We start from the raw sequence: 15177 nt of genomic DNA on the forward strand, positions 1-15177 counted from the left end.
TGCAGTCTGGAACCCACACGCCAAAAGCTGCACATTCCAATATGAACTGCCAATAGGACCTTTTTCATGACAAGCACACCTTCCACTGGCCAAAAAACGCCCCTTGGCGTTGGCGGCATCGTCTCCAACAGCTTTTCGATCCTGTTCCGCAATCTGATTGCGGTCATGATCGTGGCATTTATTCCTTCACTGATTGGACTGTTGGTGTCTGTCGCCATGAACGGCGTCGGCCTGACACTTGGCGTTGATACCGGGGAACCACTGGCAGTTGGATCACCTGCAATGATTATTGCTGGCGTTGTTGTGCAATTTGCCATTCAAGGTCTGACAATCGCGCTATTGGTGCAGCTTGCATATGATGCCAAGCTTGGTAATGCGATTACCCCGATCGCCTATATCTCGCCGGCGATCAAAGCCATTGTACCGATCATGGTGTTGTCGATAGTGATTGCTATTCTAGCTGGTATCGGTTTCGCGCTGCTGATTATCCCGGGCCTATACATCTATGCCGTTTTCTGTGTCACGACGCCTGCGATCATGATTGAGCGGGCAGGCTTTGGCGGCATGGGCCGCTCTGCCGCGCTGACAAAGGAATATCGTTGGCCCGTAGTTGGTGCATTGATCCTGCTGGGCATCTGTACCATTGGTTTGGGTATCATCACCACTTTCCTTGTTTCGGCCATTGTACCAATCATTGGTCTGAACACGGCAGGCTTTGGCATTGGTATCCTGTTGTTCGCACTGGTGAACGGGCTGACTTATGGTTTGTCAGGCATCGGTGCGGCGTTGATCTATGCGCGCCTACGCGACATCAAAGAGGGCGTCAGCGTTGATAAACTGGCCGCAGTCTTTGACTAAGACACGTTCAGCGTAAATCCAAAGAGCCCCATTGCCGACGTTGGCAATGGGGTTTTTTTTAGGATCTGTCAGATGAAACGCAGTCTGTGCTTTTCAAGCACATCGACAATAATCTCTTTGGCATGGCGGCGATGGGCGCGGTGGGTTTGACCCGCTACATCGCCATGACCATCCCTGATCGCTTGAAACACCTTGCGATGATCTTCGTTTGATTTCGTTGGCAGTGGTCTGAGTGCCAGTGTGATCGCGCGGGCACGGCGGACCTGATCACTCATCATATCGACAATGGCTTGGACCCTGCCATTTCCGCCCAATCGGACCAGTTCCTTGTGAAACCGATCATCGGCCTCGGACCAGGCATCAAGATCGCCAGCGGCGATGGCCTTATCCATATCGTCGATGGCTGCCTCCAGAGGGGCAAGCGCGCTTGGGGGATGTCCTGCGGTGGCCGCGCGCTCTGCCGATAGGCTCTCAAGCTCAGTCAGCACATCATAGATGTCGGCCATATCGCTAGGCGAAATGGGCAGGATGCGGACGCCCTTGCGCGGTTGTAGTTTCAGCAACCCTTGCCCTTCCAGCATCAACAGTGCCTCGCGCACGGGCGTGCGGGACATGTTCAACTGCATCGCAAGTTCAGTCTCAAGATGATTGGACCCTGCCGGCAGATCGCCTGCAAAGATCATCTCGCGTAATTTGCCAAGGGCACGCAGGGTGTTTGACATCGGCTTTTCCGTCACGGTTTCACCCTTCGATCCTTTGTTTTTGGCCGGTGCGGGCGGAGGTGTAGATTTGCTCCTCGATCCGTATGACTTGCAGGTAGTCCTCGGCCCGGTTTTCCAACGGCAACCCATCCAGCACGCCGCTGACAACATGGGCTTGTAAGGCGTGCACGCAGTCACCGCCAAAGCCGTCCCATGTGTCGGCTGCCAATAGCGTCGTTTCCTGCGCCGCCGCAAAGGCACGCAAGGTGACTGATCCATCGCCATGCAGCTGGATCGTTCCTTGCGTGCCTTCAACCAAAGCTTCACCCATGGTACGGCGCAAATTGTCAGCGCTATGATCAAGATGGCGGTTGCCATCAAGCAACGCGCGTACCCCGTTGGGATGGTCAAACAGGATATAGCCTGCGTCCTCCCCCGCAATGGCAGGGTTGATCTGGCGTAGATCGGCATAAACCGCTTTGGGGTTGCCCAACAGATACCGAAACGTATCGACCCAATGCACCCCGGTTTCATGAACCAGAAAGCGTGGCATTTTTTGAAAATAGGGTTGTCGGTCAAGATAGGCGTCCGGACCCTGCCCATCGCCGGGGCGCAAGCGGAATGTCACCTGATGCACATCACCAACGGCCCCCACCTCAAGGGCAGCCTTGATCGCGCGATACCATGGCTGGAAGCGGAAGTTTTCATGCACGATGATTGTGGCACCTGCGGCATGCGCCGCTGCGACGACGGCTTGCCCTTCCGCCAAATCACTGCAAAAGGGTTTTTGGCAGATGATCCATTTCACACCGGCACCAAGCGCGTGATGGATGGCATCAGCCTGCGCGTGGGGGGGCAGGATGATGTCTAATAGATCAGGAGACTGTTCATCCAGCATCTCAACCAGATTGGTATAGGCGGGCAGACCGGTTGCGGCCGCCTTTGCCATGTCGTGATCGCAGGCGCCCACCAAAGTGGCCCGTGCCATACGTGCCCAACTATCATAGTGGAACTGGGCAAAATACCCCGCACCAACACAGGCCACCCGTAAGGTGCCACCATGTGTCATGCGATCGACAGCGCGTCCAGAACCGCGCCTGCTGCATCATCGGTGCCATAGATTCCACCCAAATCGCGGGTCAGTATGTCACCGGATGCGACGACCGCCTCAACCGCTTCGCGCAACCGCGTGCCATCCGTGCGCATCGCAGCATTGGCATGTTTAATCCCCAGCCAATCCAGCATCATGGCCGCCGAAAGGATCATGGCGAAAGGGTTCGCAAGGCCTTGGCCCGCAATATCCGGGGCCGATCCGTGACAGGGCTGAAACACTGCATGGTCCAGCCCGATGTCAGCAGAGGGGGCCAGCCCAAGGCCCCCCATAAGCCCGGCCCCAAGGTCTGACAGGATGTCACCGAACATATTCTCCGTGACCATCACATCAAAATCCCAGGGTTTCTGAACCATCCAAAGTGCGGTCGCATCTACGTAAGCGTGGTCTGCATTGATGTCAGGGTGGTTTGCAGCCTCCGCATCAAACATCTCGCGGAAGAAAGCGAATGCGCGAAAGACGTTCGCTTTGTCGACGCAAGTCACCCGGCCCTTGCCGCGGCCAGCGTCTTTGCGCGTCTTTGCCAGATCAAACGCAAAGCGAAACAGCTTTTCCGAAATATCACGGGTAATCAGCAGCGTTTCACGCGCCTCGTCCTTTGTGACTTCTCCACGTCCTTGGGTATGAAATAAGCCTTCGGTGCTTTCGCGGATCAGCACAAAGTCAATCTGATGCCCTGGGGGCATGCGCAGCGGCGTGTGCTGCCCCGCACGGACAGTCACAGGGCGCACCCCAGCGAAAAGTGTCAGCGCCTTGCGCAGGTCGATCTGTGGCGAAATCTCTGTTCCATCATCGTAGCGCACATCGGGCAGGCCCATCGCAGACAGCAGGATCGCATCGGATGATCGGGCTATCTGCATTGAGGTCTCAGGCAAAGCATCACCTGTTTTTGCATAATGCGCTGCCCCAGCAGGTGTATCTGTAAAGGTGAGCGCATAGTCGTCAGACGCATCCGCCATCTGCCGCAGTATCTTCACCGTCGGGACCATGATTTCAGGGCCGATCCCGTCGCCATGGAAGGTTGCGATATTGAACATCGTCGTCATAAACGCCCTTTGCATGCTGCAATTTCATCGATGGCATATGTGGTGTGAACTAATCGAATCGTTGACAATCCATACATTAATGCATGCATTGTAAAATACAATAAAGGTAGAACAGAGATCAGCATGTATGCCGTTGTCGTGACATTTCAGATTGTGCCCGGCAAAATGGGTGCATTCCTGCCGCTTATGCGGGAAAACGCTGCCACATCGCAGAGGCAGGAAGACGGATGTCACCGGTTCGATATCTGTACCGATCCCGCGCACCCGAACGAGGTTTTCCTTTACGAATTATATAGCAACCGGGCCGCTTTTGATCTCCACCTGACCAGTGACCATTTTAAAGAATTCGATACGCAAACAACGCAAATGATTGCCGCAAAGTCGGTGCGTACATTTCAGGACGTCACGACATGAGCGATTGGGAAATCTACGCCATCAAATATGCAGAACGGAACGCACGCACCCGTGCCGACAGTTTCATTTTTGATGATAACCATGATGCACCCCACCCGATGGATTATTTCATGTGGGTCTTGCGGCGGGGACCCGAAGTTGTCTTGGTTGATACCGGTTATGATACTAAAGAGGCAGAGGCGCGTGGCCGTCCCATTCGGCTTGATCCGGTTGCGGCACTTCAACCGCTTGGTTTGCAACCCGACGACATCACCCAAGTCATCGTCACCCATCTACATTATGATCACGCGGGCGGCTTGCATCTGTTTCCCAATGCAACCCTGCATCTGCAAAGCGCCGAGATGGCCTATGCCACTGGCCCTTGCATGTGCCATGACACGCTCAAGATGCCCTTCACAGCAGGACATATCTGCGAAACGATCAAGCGGCTCTATGCCGGGAAGGTCGTGTTCTACGATGGCGATGCGCAGGTCACTGACGGCGTGGTGGTCCATTGCATTGGCGGACATAGCCGTGGCTTGCAATGCGTGCGCGTACGGACGCAAGCGGGTTGGATGGTGCTCGCATCCGACGCCAGCCACTATTACGAAAACGTCTTTGCCCGAAAACCTTTCCCAATCGTGGTTGATCTGCAAAACATGCTTGATGGGTTCGAGACGTTACATCGCCTCGCCTCTGACCCTGGCCTGATCATACCGGGACATGACCCCTTGGTGCGCAGCTATTTCCCGCAAGCCATGGCACCGCATATCCACAGGCTTGACACAGGGCCAATCAAAGCGGTGCGCTCATGAAGCTGGGGATCATCGCAGACGATTTTACCGGCGCGTCAGACATCGGGCTGACACTGGCAGAAGCGGGCATGGCGGTCGCGCAATTCATCGGCGTGCCCGCTATCAAGGCTGACCCCAGCTTGGACGCAGGTGTGATCGCCCTAAAGTCGCGCACAGCACCCGTCGAAGAAGCTGTCACGGAGTCCATTGCGGCATGCGATTGGTTGTCCGCCCAAGGGGCTGAACAGATTGTCCTGAAAGTCTGCTCTACCTTCGATAGCACCGCAGAAGGCAACATCGGACCCGTCCTTGATGCGCTCGCCAAAAGGCTTAACGCGGGCTCCGTGATCGTTTGTCCGGCCTTTCCTGAAAACGGGCGCAGCGTGTATCAGGGCCACCTCTTTGTTGCTGACAAGCTGTTGAACGAAAGCGGCATGCAGGACCACCCGCTGACACCAATGAAAGACGCAGACCTGCGGCGAGTTCTGGGCGCGCAGTCAAGCCGAGAGGTTGGGCATATCCCTACATTGACCGTTCTGCAGGGGGCGGGGGCGATCAAGGCGGCCCTCACCAACGATGCGCATATGATCACTGATGCGATTACGGACGCGGATTTGATAGCGGTTGGTCAGGCCGCCAAAGACTTGCCTCTGCTTTGCGGCGGTTCTGGAATTGCCATGGGGTTGCCCGCAAATTTCGGACTAGCGGCTGCGGCACCAACTTGGCAGGCCATCACTGGGTCAGGGGCTGTCCTTTCCGGCTCTTGCAGTATTGCCACCCGAAATCAGGTGGATAGTTTTATGGCCGACGCCCCAAGCTTTCAGATCAGTGCGGACCGTGCGGTTGCTGGTGAGTATAACGTCGACGAAATCGCAGAGTGGGTGTTGGCGCAAGAACAACCACCCCTTGTCCATTCCTCTGCCGATCCCGTGGTCGTGCAGGAAGCGCAAGATGCACATGGGACGGGTGTTGCAGCGGCGGCTATTGAAAAGCTCTTTGCCCAACTCGCACCCGCTATCGTCGCGGGCGGCGTGCGCAGGTTGGTTGTTGCAGGTGGTGAAACATCAGGCGCAGTTGTGACCGGCCTTGGCGCAAACACACTCACCATCGGGCCGCGCGTGGCGGCAGGCGTGCCCTTGGTGCGCTTTGGTGACATAGCCCTCGCACTCAAATCTGGCAACTTTGGTGACCCCAATTTCTTTGCCGAAGCGTTGACCATGATGGAGAGATCCGCATGACCGAAATCACCAAGCTCCGTGAAGATATCTGTGTGCTGGCCAAGTCGATGTTTGACCGCGGCCTCACCTGTGGGTCATCTGGCAACATCTCGGCCCGGCTGTCGGACGGAACCGTTCTGGTGACGCCCACAGGGCGCGCGATGGGCTTTCTTGACCCCGCTCAGATCAGTCATCTTGATCAGGATTTTAACCTGCTGTCCGGTGATCCACCAACGAAAGAAACACCGCTGCACGCTGCTTTTTATGAAACACGCAGCAGAACAGGTGCTGTCGTGCATCTGCATTCAACGCACGCGGTCGCACTTTCGATGTTGCCTGAAACAGACCCCGATAACGTGCTGCCACCACTGACACCCTATACGATCATGCGGCTTGGTAAGGTTCAGCTTTTGCCGTTCTTTTTGCCCGGTGATCCGGGCATGCGGGACGCGGTGCGTGGATTGGCGGGCAAAAGGTCTGCCGTGCTATTGGCCAACCATGGCCCTGTCGTTGCAGGCAAAGACATCTGGGCGGCCGCTTTCGCAATGGAAGAGCTTGAGGAAGCAGCTAAGCTGGCCATTTTAACACGCGGTATGGATCCGGCGAGGCTGACGGCGGCGCATATTCAGGCGATCGTCAAAAAGTTCGATGTGGATTGGTAAGTGGCGCAAACAGAACCGTCTAACGTCTGCTTTTTCAACCGGGATTTGGTGCCGCTGATAGGACTTGAACCTACGACCCCATCATTACGAATGACGTGCTCTACCAGCTGAGCTACAGCGGCGTACCGGGTGGTCTCATAGCATTGGGCGATACCCTCGAAAAGAGTCTATTTCGCCTCTTGTTCGTCCACAATAACGGCGTCTTCACCTTCCAAGACAACAGCTTCTTCCACCACTTCGGTAGATGGCAAGGCCGCCTCCTTGGCTTGACCGACGATCAACGGCAGCATTTCAGTACCGGCAGGCATGGCCACCTCACTGGCAGGTGGCGTTTTCCAGGCCATCGTGTCGAAGGATCCGCAGTTGTCGCAGGTTGCCGCCCATGTTGCATGGATATGTTGGCAGTTTTCGCAAATCCATTGTGGGCCGCGTGGGGCGGTCAGGGCTTTGGTCAACCAGCCACGTACTACAGAGTCATCAGCACCCTCGCCCCGCTCGATCGCAGCCATCAAGGTCAGGTTACGGGCGGTTGGCTCTGTCTCAACCAGGTCGCCCAGCGCGCGTTTGGCTTCCGGGAAATTCTCGGCCGAGATATATAGTTCAGCCATCAACATCTTTGTTTCTGGATGACCAGCGCTGGTTTTGGTGAGGGTCTTGAAGCGTTTCAGACGCGCTTCGGTGCCTTCGTCGGGCGCAATCTCGGCAAAAGCGGCGGCGATGTCAGGATGCGGTTGTGCGTTCCAGACCTTTGTCAAAACACGGGTCGCATAGCGGGCGTTGCCCTCGCCGATGTAACCGCGTGCCGCCATGATCGCCGCTGGGATCAGATCGGGGGACAAACGGTTCGCTTCAATCGCAGCCTCACGCGCCTCAATCGTTTTGCCCTCGCCCAGAATGTCGCGCGCTTCTGACAGGGCAAGCACCGCATCGCGCCGTTTGTGGACATCACGTGGCAAACCACCAGATTTCAACTTGGCCCCAAGCGTTTTGCGCGCACCGGCCCAATCGGATTTTTCGGCCTGCAATCGCAGCAGAATATCTTGCGTTTCCTCATGCTTTGGTTTCAGCGCGAATGCCTTTTGCGCCAACGCCATCGCAGTATCGGTGTCACCCTCGGTCAGCTTTTGCTTCATGATCCCGCGAACACCAACAAAACGGGTTTTGTTATCGGCCAGCAACTTTTTGTAGGTCTCTTCTGCCGTTTTACGATCACCGGTCATTTCGGCAGCCTGCGCCGTGAGCAGATTGGTCAGTTGCGGCTGTTGCAGGTATTTGTCGGCCCGCGCCGCCTTGGTCATCGCAAGATGCCCTTCACCAGAGGCAAGCGCCATCATCCCTTCGCTCAGCGCCTCATAACCTTTGCGCTCGCGGTTACGGTCAAAATAGCGCGAAATCGCGGTTTCATCACCGTTGAGAAATTTGAATGTTGCGACACAAAGCGTCAACAGTTTCAGCCCCAACCAAACGGCGACAATAAGCGCAACACCTGCAAAGACCATCTCAAGCGGGCTAAGTGTGAATTCCTGACCAGCGACATCAACTGTCGCCCCGCCATCCACTTCCATCAACTGCGTGCCACCGTATGTTAGCGCGGTCACGGCAAGGACAAATGCCAGTATTTTAATGAGAGACCAAAGCATCAGGTTCGCCTTTAGTTATCTGAAAGGGATGTAGAAAGAATATCGACAGCGGCAATCGCATTCGCGCGTGTTTCGGCCAGGCCCAGCCACTCTGACATCTCGGCGCGGGCGACTTCGGGTAGCGCACTGATCTCGGCCAATGCATCCGACAAACGCCCAGTGCGCACCGCAGCTTCGGCGCGAGACAAGACCGCATCGGCGCTATCGCCTTCCTGCGGCGTGGTAGAGCGGACATCGAATTGATTACGCATAAACGCGCCAAGGCCCGTTGTTTCTTCACCAGAGACGCCTTCACTGCGCGCGGTTGCAAGGGCAGCGCGCGCCACTTCGGGGAACTGGTCCTGCAGGCTGGCCAGTGTCGGAACGCCATCTTGCACCGCGATCAGCGCATCAGGGGCGCTTTCGCCCAGCGCCTCTTCCAGATCGCCTAACGCGGCCCCGATCGGTGCGCCGCTTTCAAGCCCGGTCTGCACGCGGGCAAGCGCAGCACGGGCCGCCGCATTGCGTGCGGCTGCGGCGGCGTTTTCCTCGATTGACGCGGCTTGCGCGCGCGCTTCGGCCAATTCGGTTCGCGCGGCATCTGTCATTTCAGCGATCTGGGCGCGCAGGGCGTCGATCTCATCCGCGACGCCTTCACCGGCGGCTTGTGATACGCCGCTGCCAACAGGGCGTTCCTCTAGGGCAACGACACGTTCTGTGATCTCTGCAAGCTGCGTGGTAAATTCAGCCTGTGCAGCTTCGATACCGCTCAAATCAACTTGGGGTACGGCTGTCAGCCGCTGCTCTAGCGCTGTAATGCGCGACGACTGCGCGGCCAACTGCTCAGAGAGCGTTGTATCCGATTGCGGTCCGGCAAACGTGGCAACGACAAAACCGATGACACCAGCCAAAAGCCCACCAAGCAGAAGCGGAAAGACCCCCCCTTTTTGGGCAGGCGGTGCGGCTTTCACCGGTTCAGGCTGCGGTGCAGGTGTCAGTTTTTCAACAGGCGGGACAGTTGGTGTGGCTCCTGTCTTGTTCATTTCAGGTGCCGCTTTTGCATGCACCTCAGCGGGAATCACATCGATCATGGGCTTTGATGCCAAAACCGATTCGGGCTTGGCTGCATCCGCTTTTGCTGCATTTTGTGGTTTTGCTGGTGTCTTGCGACCCTTGGCTGGCTGTTTTGCCACGTTTTTACCCTTTCAGCACCGCCACCGGCCAGACCGGCAGATGATCACTTAGACTATCGCGCATCTGCCAGACCCTCAAGCGATCCACCCTGACCTAGCTGCGACCAATTTGCGCCCTTAACATCTCTAGCACCGCTGCAAGCATTGCGCTTCCGTCAGGGCGATCTGCGACTGTGATCTGCCTTGATATATTTGGCGAGACCGCTGATTTCACCGCTTCACTCAGGGCGATTACAAGAGTCGGTGCCACAAATGGCCCTTTGTCGTTCAATATGGTCGCGCTTCGTGGCGAGAACAGGGGGAAAATCACCGTATTCTGCGCAGCGATCGTCGATTTAGCCTCTGGCGTCAGCGCCAGCGCCTTTTGGTCGTAGGCAACAACATCAGCGCAGGTAATCCCGGCAGCGTTAAGCCGGATGCTGATATCACCACGGGCATGCATCCCGCGAATATGCGCCAGCTTGCCTTTGGGCCGCGCCGCGATGACATCCGCGACCAGCCCATCCGCATCGCCGGGACCGACAATCGGATCAAAGCCCGCATCATGCGCCAATTTAGCCGTCTTCGGCCCCACGCACCATGCGTTAAGCCCTTGCGGCAGTCCAAACTGCCCAGACGCAGAGACTCCGTTGGCTGAAGTAAAGATAACCGCATCCGGTGCAGGGCATGTGACCTTGACCGACACAATTTCAATCAACGGGGAAACGATAATGTCCACAGGGGGGCCATCCCAGCCTGCCCGTAGTTCCGCAGCAAAGCTTTCGCTTTGGGCCTTTGGACGGGTCAGGATTACAGTCGGCATCATTGAGGCACCATTGTTTGCGCGCTGCGGCAATGTTACCTCGCATTGATCGACACGCAACCGGAACGCATGATGACTCAGCCCCTGACACTTCTTGGCATCGAAAGCAGCTGTGATGATACCGCCGCCGCTGTTGTGCGCGGGCATGACGTGTTGGCGTCGGTTGTTTATGGGCAAACATCACTACATGCCGATTATGGCGGTGTCGTGCCAGAAATTGCGGCGCGGGCGCATGCCGAAAAGCTGGATCATTGCGTGGAAGAGGCACTGGTAAAGGCGGGTCTAGGGCTGGCTGACCTTGACGGGATCGCTGTCACCGCTGGCCCTGGCCTGATCGGTGGCGTGCTGTCCGGTGTTATGTGCGCCAAAGGGCTGGCTGCGGCGACAGGGTTGCCCTTGATCGGGGTGAACCATCTCGCCGGGCACGCGCTGACGCCGCGATTGACCGATCAGTTGGTCTATCCTTATCTCATGCTGTTGGTTTCAGGCGGCCACTGCCAGTTTTTGATCGTTAAGGCGCATGACAGCTTTCAGCGGATCGGCGGCACAATCGACGATGCGCCCGGCGAAGCTTTCGACAAAACCGCCCGTTTGCTGGGCTTGCCGCAACCGGGCGGCCCTTCGGTCGAGAAGGCTGCAAAGTCGGGTGATCCAAAACGCTTCCCCCTCCCGCGTCCGCTGCTGAACCAGCAGGGCTGCGATATGTCATTCTCTGGTCTCAAGACTGCGATCCTTCGGGCACGCGATGGCGTTGTCGCACAAGAGGGTGGGTTGAGCGTGCAGGATCAATCGGATCTGAGCGCAAGCTTTCAGGCGGCTATCACCGATGTGCTGATTGAAAAGACACGGCGCGCGCTGGGCGAATACCTCAAGCTCAACCCAGAAATACCGGCATTTGCCATCGCCGGTGGCGTCGCTGCGAATGGTTCTGTCAGGGACGGTCTTAAGGCACTTTGTGCTGGATTAGACACTGATTTTGTGGCCCCCCCTTTGCATCTTTGCACAGACAACGCCGCCATAATCGCCTATGTGGGAATCGCGCGTATGACCGCTGGCGAAACCGATGATCTGACCCTCTCGGCCCGCCCCCGTTGGCCCTTGGACCAGCAAGCAGCACCCATGCTAGGGTCAGGTAAAAAAGGTGCGAAAGCATGAAAATCGGGATTGCAGGCGGCGGGGCGTTCGGAACGGCATTGGCTGCTGCCTTGGCGCTGGATGGTCATGATATTCAGCTTTGGGCACGTCATGCCGAAGCGGCTTCAGATATGCAAAACACGCGCAGCAATCCGAAGTTACCGGGCGTCGATTTACCTCAAAATATTTCTATTTCCGGTGAATTAGAGCCGCTTTTCATATGCGATACGATCCTTCTCGCGATCCCAGCGCAAACATTGCCTGCTTTCCTGACCGAGCATCTTGCGCACCTTGACGGCAAGAACCTCGTCGCCTGCTGCAAAGGCATTGATCTCAAACGCATGACCGGCCCTGCCAGTACGATCCGCGATATTGTACCGGGGGCTGTACCTGCGATGCTGACTGGCCCCAGCTTTGCCGCCGACATCGCGCGCGGCTTGCCGACGGCACTGACATTAGGCTGCGCAGATGACGAGATGGGCGCGATGCTGCAGACCGCCCTCTCGACGACAAGCTTGCGGATTTACCGCACAACAGACACTGTTGGGGCGGAATTGGGTGGCGCGCTTAAGAACGTGATGGCGATTGCGTCTGGTATCGCCATCGGTGCGAAGCTGGGTGAAAGCGCGCGGGCGGCGCTGATCACACGAGGTTTTCCTGAAATGCAGCGTCTGGCGCTGGCACTGGGCGCGCAGCCGGAAACGCTTTCGGGCTTGTCAGGATTTGGGGATTTGGTGCTGACCTGTACATCGGACCAGTCGCGGAATTATCGCTACGGTCTTGCGATTGGCACTGGATCAGACTTCGATCAGAACACCACCGTCGAAGGGGCGGCTACCGCTCGCGCCGTGCGTCAGTTGGCCAGCGAGCTGGACATTGATATGCCCATTTGTACTGTGGTGGCCGACCTGACCGAAAACAAAACAGACGTGGCAACCGCGCTGAATACGCTGCTCTCGCGTCCTTTGAAGGAAGAATAAATGCGCTTCGCCCTGATGACGAAAGACAAACCCGGCGCGTTGCAAACCCGGATGGACAATCGCGAAGCTCATTTGGCTTACATCGCCGACACCGGCGTGGTCGAGATGGCTGGCCCCGTTCTGGATGACGAGGGGCAGATGTGCGGATCATTGATCGTGCTGGATGTCGATGATCTGGCGGCGGCGCAAGCCTGGGCCGACAATGACCCTTATGCCAAAGCGGGTCTGTTCAGCGACGTTACCCTGCGCGCCTGGAAGAAGGTGATCGGCTGATGGCCTATTGGTTGTTCAAATCAGAACCGGATGTCTGGGGCTGGGACGCCCAAGTCGCCAAAGGCGAGGTTGGCGAAGAATGGGACGGCGTGCGCAATTATCAGGCGCGCAACAATATGCGTGCGATGAAGCTGGGCGAGACGGGTTTCTTCTATCACTCGCGTAGCGGGTTAGAGATTGTCGGCATCGTGGAGGTTTGCGCCGAAGCACACCCCGACAGCACCACCGATGATGACCGCTGGGACTGCGTTGATGTCAAAGCTGTGCGCCCCTTTACCAAACCCGTCACACTAGAGACGATCAAAGCCGATCCGCGCCTTGCAGATATGGTTCTGGTGAACAATTCCCGCCTGTCGGTGCAACCTGTCACAGATGAAGAGTGGCAGATCATCTGCGCATTGGGTGAAACAACACCCTAGCCTGCGACATTTTGGCAGCTATGATATCTTCATCAGAGCAAAGCTCAGGGGGAGGGAAAAATGGGTCTTTTATCTGTTATAGTCGCGACCGTCGCCGCATTTGCATTCGGTGCCGCCTACTACATGATCTTGTCAAAGCCTTGGATGGCCGCAGCCGGGATCGAAGTTGGCGCTGATGGTAAGCCAGTCAATGCCGAAAGTCCGGTGCCATACATCGTGTCATTCATCTGCATCATCCTGGTTGCGGGCATGATGCGCCATAGCTTTGCCTTGTCCGGCATCGACACCTTTGCCAAGGGTCTGCAATCAGGCCTTGGCGTTGGGTTGTTCTTCATCACGCCATGGATTTTCATCAACACGGGCTATTCCAATCGACCGTGGAGGCTTGCCGTGATTGATGGTGGTTACGCCACTGCGGCTGCTACGATCATCGGCGGCGTCTTGACGTTGTTCTAGGTAAATAGAGAGGGTTCGGACCTGCACCGAACCCTCTCTCACCCCGCGTGCTCCATCTCCACCACACGCAACTGAAACTCTGGTTCGGACCATTCTGGCCCATACGTTGTCTTAACAGGTGCCGGTTGATTCACGCAAATACTAAGCGCTTCGAAATCCATTCAAATCAGCGATAACTGCGTCCTTTTAACGCAAAACGCCCACCTGATTGGCGGGCGTTTCAAAGGAAATCTGGTGTTAGCTTAGCCGTAAACGGCCTCTTTGCCAAAGTGCTTTGTCAGCATGTAATAGACCACGGCGCGGTACTTGTTGCGCTCGGACTGGCCGTATGTGTCAAGGACGGAAGCAATCGCCTTATCAAGGTCGGGGCTGTCTTTCAGCCCAAGCTTTTTCATCAGGAAGTTGGTCTTCACGGTTTCAAGTTCGGCAGGCTGGCTGCTTGCAACTGTTGAGGCGTCTGCATTGTAAATTGCGGGACCGCAACCGATCGTCACCTTCGTGAGAAGATCCATATCTGGTGTCATACCGCATTTGTTCTTCAGGTCGTCCGCGTACTTTGCAATTAAATCGTCTCTTTTACCCATGAGAATGTCCCCGATGTTTGTTTTCTTGTTTCAATAGTGGCGCATTGCACCCCAGTAGGCGCACGTTAATGGGACTGACCATACGACGTAAAGAAAAAAGCCGATCCAGCGGCAATGTTTCGCTTTTGGCAGAAATGAAGCCGGCATCACCGGCACAGCCCCCACCCACGCGATTGCAGATGAAAGTGATCAGCATGCAGCCTGTTATAATCCGGCGAAAGTGTGAGGTTGAACCAGTCGCAAGCCCCATCACGGACCGCCCGCAAAAATGCGGCCTCGGCCCCTTGCCCTTCCCAATCGGCCAGTAGTCTGATCCTTGATCCGTCTGACAAACCGAACCCGGCAATATCGATCGCATCCGCCGTGGCATGCGTACTCATCCGCTTAGATGGTCCATTGGCGGTCCGCATGACCCGGCAGTTGTAGCTGCCAATATGATCAATACTGCTGACCGATGATCCAAGGAACTTATCGGCCGCAGGCTGCACGCTGTGCCGCTCCCACATGGCAAGCCGGAGCGCGATAGCGCAGCGTGTTTCGACCGGATTCAGCCGTGCCTGACCAACGGCGCGCAAATCGACACGGTCCCGAATAAAACACTGTTCCGTGTCTGCAAGCGGTGCCAAAGGTTGCAAGGCCGCAAAGCCATCCAACGTCGCAAGGCACTGATCCTCAGAAGCGACAGCACGGTTCAGCTTCCAACCTGTCAACAGTGTCACGGGATCACTGATCCGCAAAGGCTGTGTCGGGTTCCATTCGCGCGGTAGCGGCGTGTCTGGATTTACCATCCCCTGATATCCAGCAAAGGCTAGCAACACCGCCACAAAAAAAACAGCGAGGCCGTTTATCACGGCACCGCTGCGTTCACCTTTCTTTCGCTGCTTTTCAGCGGCCTGCTGCGCCATTTGCTGACGTTTGGCATGCCGCATGCGCGC

General features: G+C 56.6%; 18 protein-coding genes and 1 tRNA gene. 10 read left to right on the top strand and 9 right to left on the bottom strand.

The window, feature by feature from the left end; translation table 11 throughout:
* The first annotated feature begins 66 nt into the window (after window positions 1-66).
* The gene (locus BC777_RS10355; protein ID WP_100368125.1) at window positions 67-858 is read left to right on the top strand and encodes a hypothetical protein; all 792 of its coding nucleotides are present in this window, start codon (window positions 67-69) and stop codon (window positions 856-858) included.
* 68 nt (window positions 859-926) lie between these two features.
* On the opposite strand, the gene BC777_RS10360 is transcribed toward BC777_RS10355, so the two are convergent.
* The 3 genes from BC777_RS10360 to BC777_RS10370 are packed head-to-tail and all read right to left on the bottom strand — an operon-like array spanning window position 927 to window position 3716.
* The gene (locus BC777_RS10360; RefSeq protein ID WP_168769137.1) at window positions 927-1580 is read right to left on the bottom strand and encodes a GntR family transcriptional regulator; all 654 of its coding nucleotides are present in this window, start codon (window positions 1578-1580) and stop codon (window positions 927-929) included.
* Window positions 1581-1599: 19 nt separating this feature from the next.
* Window positions 1600-2628, bottom strand: a complete 1029-nt coding sequence (locus BC777_RS10365; RefSeq protein ID WP_100368127.1) for a Gfo/Idh/MocA family protein — start codon at window positions 2626-2628, stop codon at window positions 1600-1602.
* Window positions 2625-3716, bottom strand: a complete 1092-nt coding sequence (locus tag BC777_RS10370) for an isocitrate/isopropylmalate dehydrogenase family protein (protein ID WP_100368128.1) — start codon at window positions 3714-3716, stop codon at window positions 2625-2627. Before BC777_RS10370 ends, BC777_RS10365 begins: the two co-directional genes overlap by 4 nt.
* Before the next feature lie 123 nt (window positions 3717-3839).
* On the opposite strand from BC777_RS10370, the gene BC777_RS10375 reads away from it, so the two are divergent.
* From BC777_RS10375 to otnC, 4 genes are read left to right on the top strand one after another with little or no spacing between them, the layout of a single operon-like run.
* Window positions 3840-4130, top strand: coding sequence for a putative quinol monooxygenase (locus BC777_RS10375; RefSeq protein WP_100368129.1), 291 nt, complete (start codon window positions 3840-3842; stop codon window positions 4128-4130).
* Window positions 4127-4924 (top strand): N-acyl homoserine lactonase family protein, encoded by a 798-nt coding sequence (locus tag BC777_RS10380; protein ID WP_100368130.1) that lies wholly within the window; start codon window positions 4127-4129, stop codon window positions 4922-4924. Before BC777_RS10375 ends, BC777_RS10380 begins: the two co-directional genes overlap by 4 nt.
* A complete protein-coding gene (gene otnK, locus BC777_RS10385) occupies window positions 4921-6141 on the top strand; it encodes a 3-oxo-tetronate kinase (RefSeq protein WP_100368131.1) in 1221 nt (406 codons plus the stop codon). Before BC777_RS10380 ends, otnK begins: the two co-directional genes overlap by 4 nt.
* Window positions 6138-6782, top strand: coding sequence for a 3-oxo-tetronate 4-phosphate decarboxylase (otnC, locus tag BC777_RS10390; RefSeq protein ID WP_100368132.1), 645 nt, complete (start codon window positions 6138-6140; stop codon window positions 6780-6782). The genes otnK and otnC overlap by 4 nt, the downstream gene beginning before the upstream one ends.
* A 46-nt stretch (window positions 6783-6828) precedes the next feature.
* Here the strand turns inward: otnC and BC777_RS10395 are convergent.
* The 4 genes from BC777_RS10395 to BC777_RS10410 form a co-directional block, all read right to left on the bottom strand.
* Window positions 6829-6904, bottom strand: a tRNA-Thr gene (locus tag BC777_RS10395).
* Window positions 6905-6949: 45 nt separating this feature from the next.
* Window positions 6950-8422 carry a heme biosynthesis protein HemY gene (locus BC777_RS10400; RefSeq protein WP_100368133.1) on the bottom strand — a complete coding sequence of 491 codons (1473 nt, stop codon included), beginning with the start codon at window positions 8420-8422 and terminating at the stop codon, window positions 6950-6952.
* 11 nt (window positions 8423-8433) lie between these two features.
* Complete coding sequence (locus tag BC777_RS10405) at window positions 8434-9594, bottom strand: COG4223 family protein (RefSeq protein WP_100368134.1); 1161 nt, start codon at window positions 9592-9594, stop codon at window positions 8434-8436.
* A gap of 94 nt (window positions 9595-9688) precedes the next feature.
* A complete protein-coding gene (locus BC777_RS10410; RefSeq protein WP_245834303.1) occupies window positions 9689-10399 on the bottom strand; it encodes a uroporphyrinogen-III synthase in 711 nt (236 codons plus the stop codon).
* Window positions 10400-10468: 69 nt separating this feature from the next.
* On the opposite strand from BC777_RS10410, the gene tsaD reads away from it, so the two are divergent.
* The 5 genes from tsaD to BC777_RS10435 are packed head-to-tail and all read left to right on the top strand — an operon-like array spanning window position 10469 to window position 13658.
* Entirely contained in the window at window positions 10469-11551 is a 1083-nt protein-coding gene (tsaD, locus tag BC777_RS10415; protein WP_100368810.1) for a tRNA (adenosine(37)-N6)-threonylcarbamoyltransferase complex transferase subunit TsaD, read from the top strand.
* Entirely contained in the window at window positions 11548-12510 is a 963-nt protein-coding gene (locus BC777_RS10420; RefSeq protein WP_100368135.1) for an NAD(P)H-dependent glycerol-3-phosphate dehydrogenase, read from the top strand. Before tsaD ends, BC777_RS10420 begins: the two co-directional genes overlap by 4 nt.
* Entirely contained in the window at window positions 12511-12783 is a 273-nt protein-coding gene (locus BC777_RS10425) for a YciI family protein (RefSeq protein ID WP_100368136.1), read from the top strand.
* Window positions 12783-13202: an EVE domain-containing protein gene (locus BC777_RS10430; RefSeq protein WP_100368137.1), complete on the top strand. Its 420-nt coding sequence runs from the start codon at window positions 12783-12785 to the stop codon at window positions 13200-13202. Before BC777_RS10425 ends, BC777_RS10430 begins: the two co-directional genes overlap by 1 nt.
* A 60-nt stretch (window positions 13203-13262) precedes the next feature.
* Window positions 13263-13658: a DUF1761 domain-containing protein gene (locus BC777_RS10435; RefSeq protein WP_100368138.1), complete on the top strand. Its 396-nt coding sequence runs from the start codon at window positions 13263-13265 to the stop codon at window positions 13656-13658.
* A gap of 242 nt (window positions 13659-13900) precedes the next feature.
* Here BC777_RS10435 and BC777_RS10440 read toward each other — a convergent pair whose 3' ends face one another.
* Both BC777_RS10440 and BC777_RS10445 read right to left on the bottom strand, forming a co-directional pair.
* Window positions 13901-14242, bottom strand: coding sequence for a DUF2853 family protein (locus tag BC777_RS10440; RefSeq protein ID WP_100368139.1), 342 nt, complete (start codon window positions 14240-14242; stop codon window positions 13901-13903).
* A gap of 146 nt (window positions 14243-14388) precedes the next feature.
* Window positions 14389-15171: an extensin-like domain-containing protein gene (locus BC777_RS10445; RefSeq protein ID WP_100368140.1), complete on the bottom strand. Its 783-nt coding sequence runs from the start codon at window positions 15169-15171 to the stop codon at window positions 14389-14391.
* Window positions 15172-15177: the final 6 nt, after the last annotated feature.

The organism is Yoonia maricola, from assembly GCF_002797915.1.
GTDB classification, from domain to species: Bacteria; Pseudomonadota; Alphaproteobacteria; order Rhodobacterales; family Rhodobacteraceae; genus Yoonia; species Yoonia maricola.

What these genes read in the sequence shown, in the direction of transcription:
- BC777_RS10355 (WP_100368125.1), top strand. Translation starts at nt 67, where the DNA reads ATGACAAGCACACCTTCCACTGGCCAAAAAACGCCCCTTGGCGTTGGC.
- BC777_RS10360 (WP_168769137.1), bottom strand. Translation starts at nt 1,580, where the DNA reads ATGTCAAACACCCTGCGTGCCCTTGGCAAATTACGCGAGATGATCTTT.
- BC777_RS10365 (WP_100368127.1), bottom strand. Translation starts at nt 2,628, where the DNA reads ATGACACATGGTGGCACCTTACGGGTGGCCTGTGTTGGTGCGGGGTAT.
- BC777_RS10370 (WP_100368128.1), bottom strand. Translation starts at nt 3,716, where the DNA reads ATGACGACGATGTTCAATATCGCAACCTTCCATGGCGACGGGATCGGC.
- BC777_RS10375 (WP_100368129.1), top strand. Translation starts at nt 3,840, where the DNA reads ATGTATGCCGTTGTCGTGACATTTCAGATTGTGCCCGGCAAAATGGGT.
- BC777_RS10380 (WP_100368130.1), top strand. Translation starts at nt 4,127, where the DNA reads ATGAGCGATTGGGAAATCTACGCCATCAAATATGCAGAACGGAACGCA.
- otnK (WP_100368131.1), top strand. Translation starts at nt 4,921, where the DNA reads ATGAAGCTGGGGATCATCGCAGACGATTTTACCGGCGCGTCAGACATC.
- otnC (WP_100368132.1), top strand. Translation starts at nt 6,138, where the DNA reads ATGACCGAAATCACCAAGCTCCGTGAAGATATCTGTGTGCTGGCCAAG.
- BC777_RS10400 (WP_100368133.1), bottom strand. Translation starts at nt 8,422, where the DNA reads ATGCTTTGGTCTCTCATTAAAATACTGGCATTTGTCCTTGCCGTGACC.
- BC777_RS10410 (WP_245834303.1), bottom strand. Translation starts at nt 10,399, where the DNA reads ATGATGCCGACTGTAATCCTGACCCGTCCAAAGGCCCAAAGCGAAAGC.
- tsaD (WP_100368810.1), top strand. Translation starts at nt 10,469, where the DNA reads ATGACTCAGCCCCTGACACTTCTTGGCATCGAAAGCAGCTGTGATGAT.
- BC777_RS10420 (WP_100368135.1), top strand. Translation starts at nt 11,548, where the DNA reads ATGAAAATCGGGATTGCAGGCGGCGGGGCGTTCGGAACGGCATTGGCT.
- BC777_RS10425 (WP_100368136.1), top strand. Translation starts at nt 12,511, where the DNA reads ATGCGCTTCGCCCTGATGACGAAAGACAAACCCGGCGCGTTGCAAACC.
- BC777_RS10430 (WP_100368137.1), top strand. Translation starts at nt 12,783, where the DNA reads ATGGCCTATTGGTTGTTCAAATCAGAACCGGATGTCTGGGGCTGGGAC.
- BC777_RS10435 (WP_100368138.1), top strand. Translation starts at nt 13,263, where the DNA reads ATGGGTCTTTTATCTGTTATAGTCGCGACCGTCGCCGCATTTGCATTC.
- BC777_RS10440 (WP_100368139.1), bottom strand. Translation starts at nt 14,242, where the DNA reads ATGGGTAAAAGAGACGATTTAATTGCAAAGTACGCGGACGACCTGAAG.
- BC777_RS10445 (WP_100368140.1), bottom strand. Translation starts at nt 15,171, where the DNA reads ATGCGGCATGCCAAACGTCAGCAAATGGCGCAGCAGGCCGCTGAAAAG.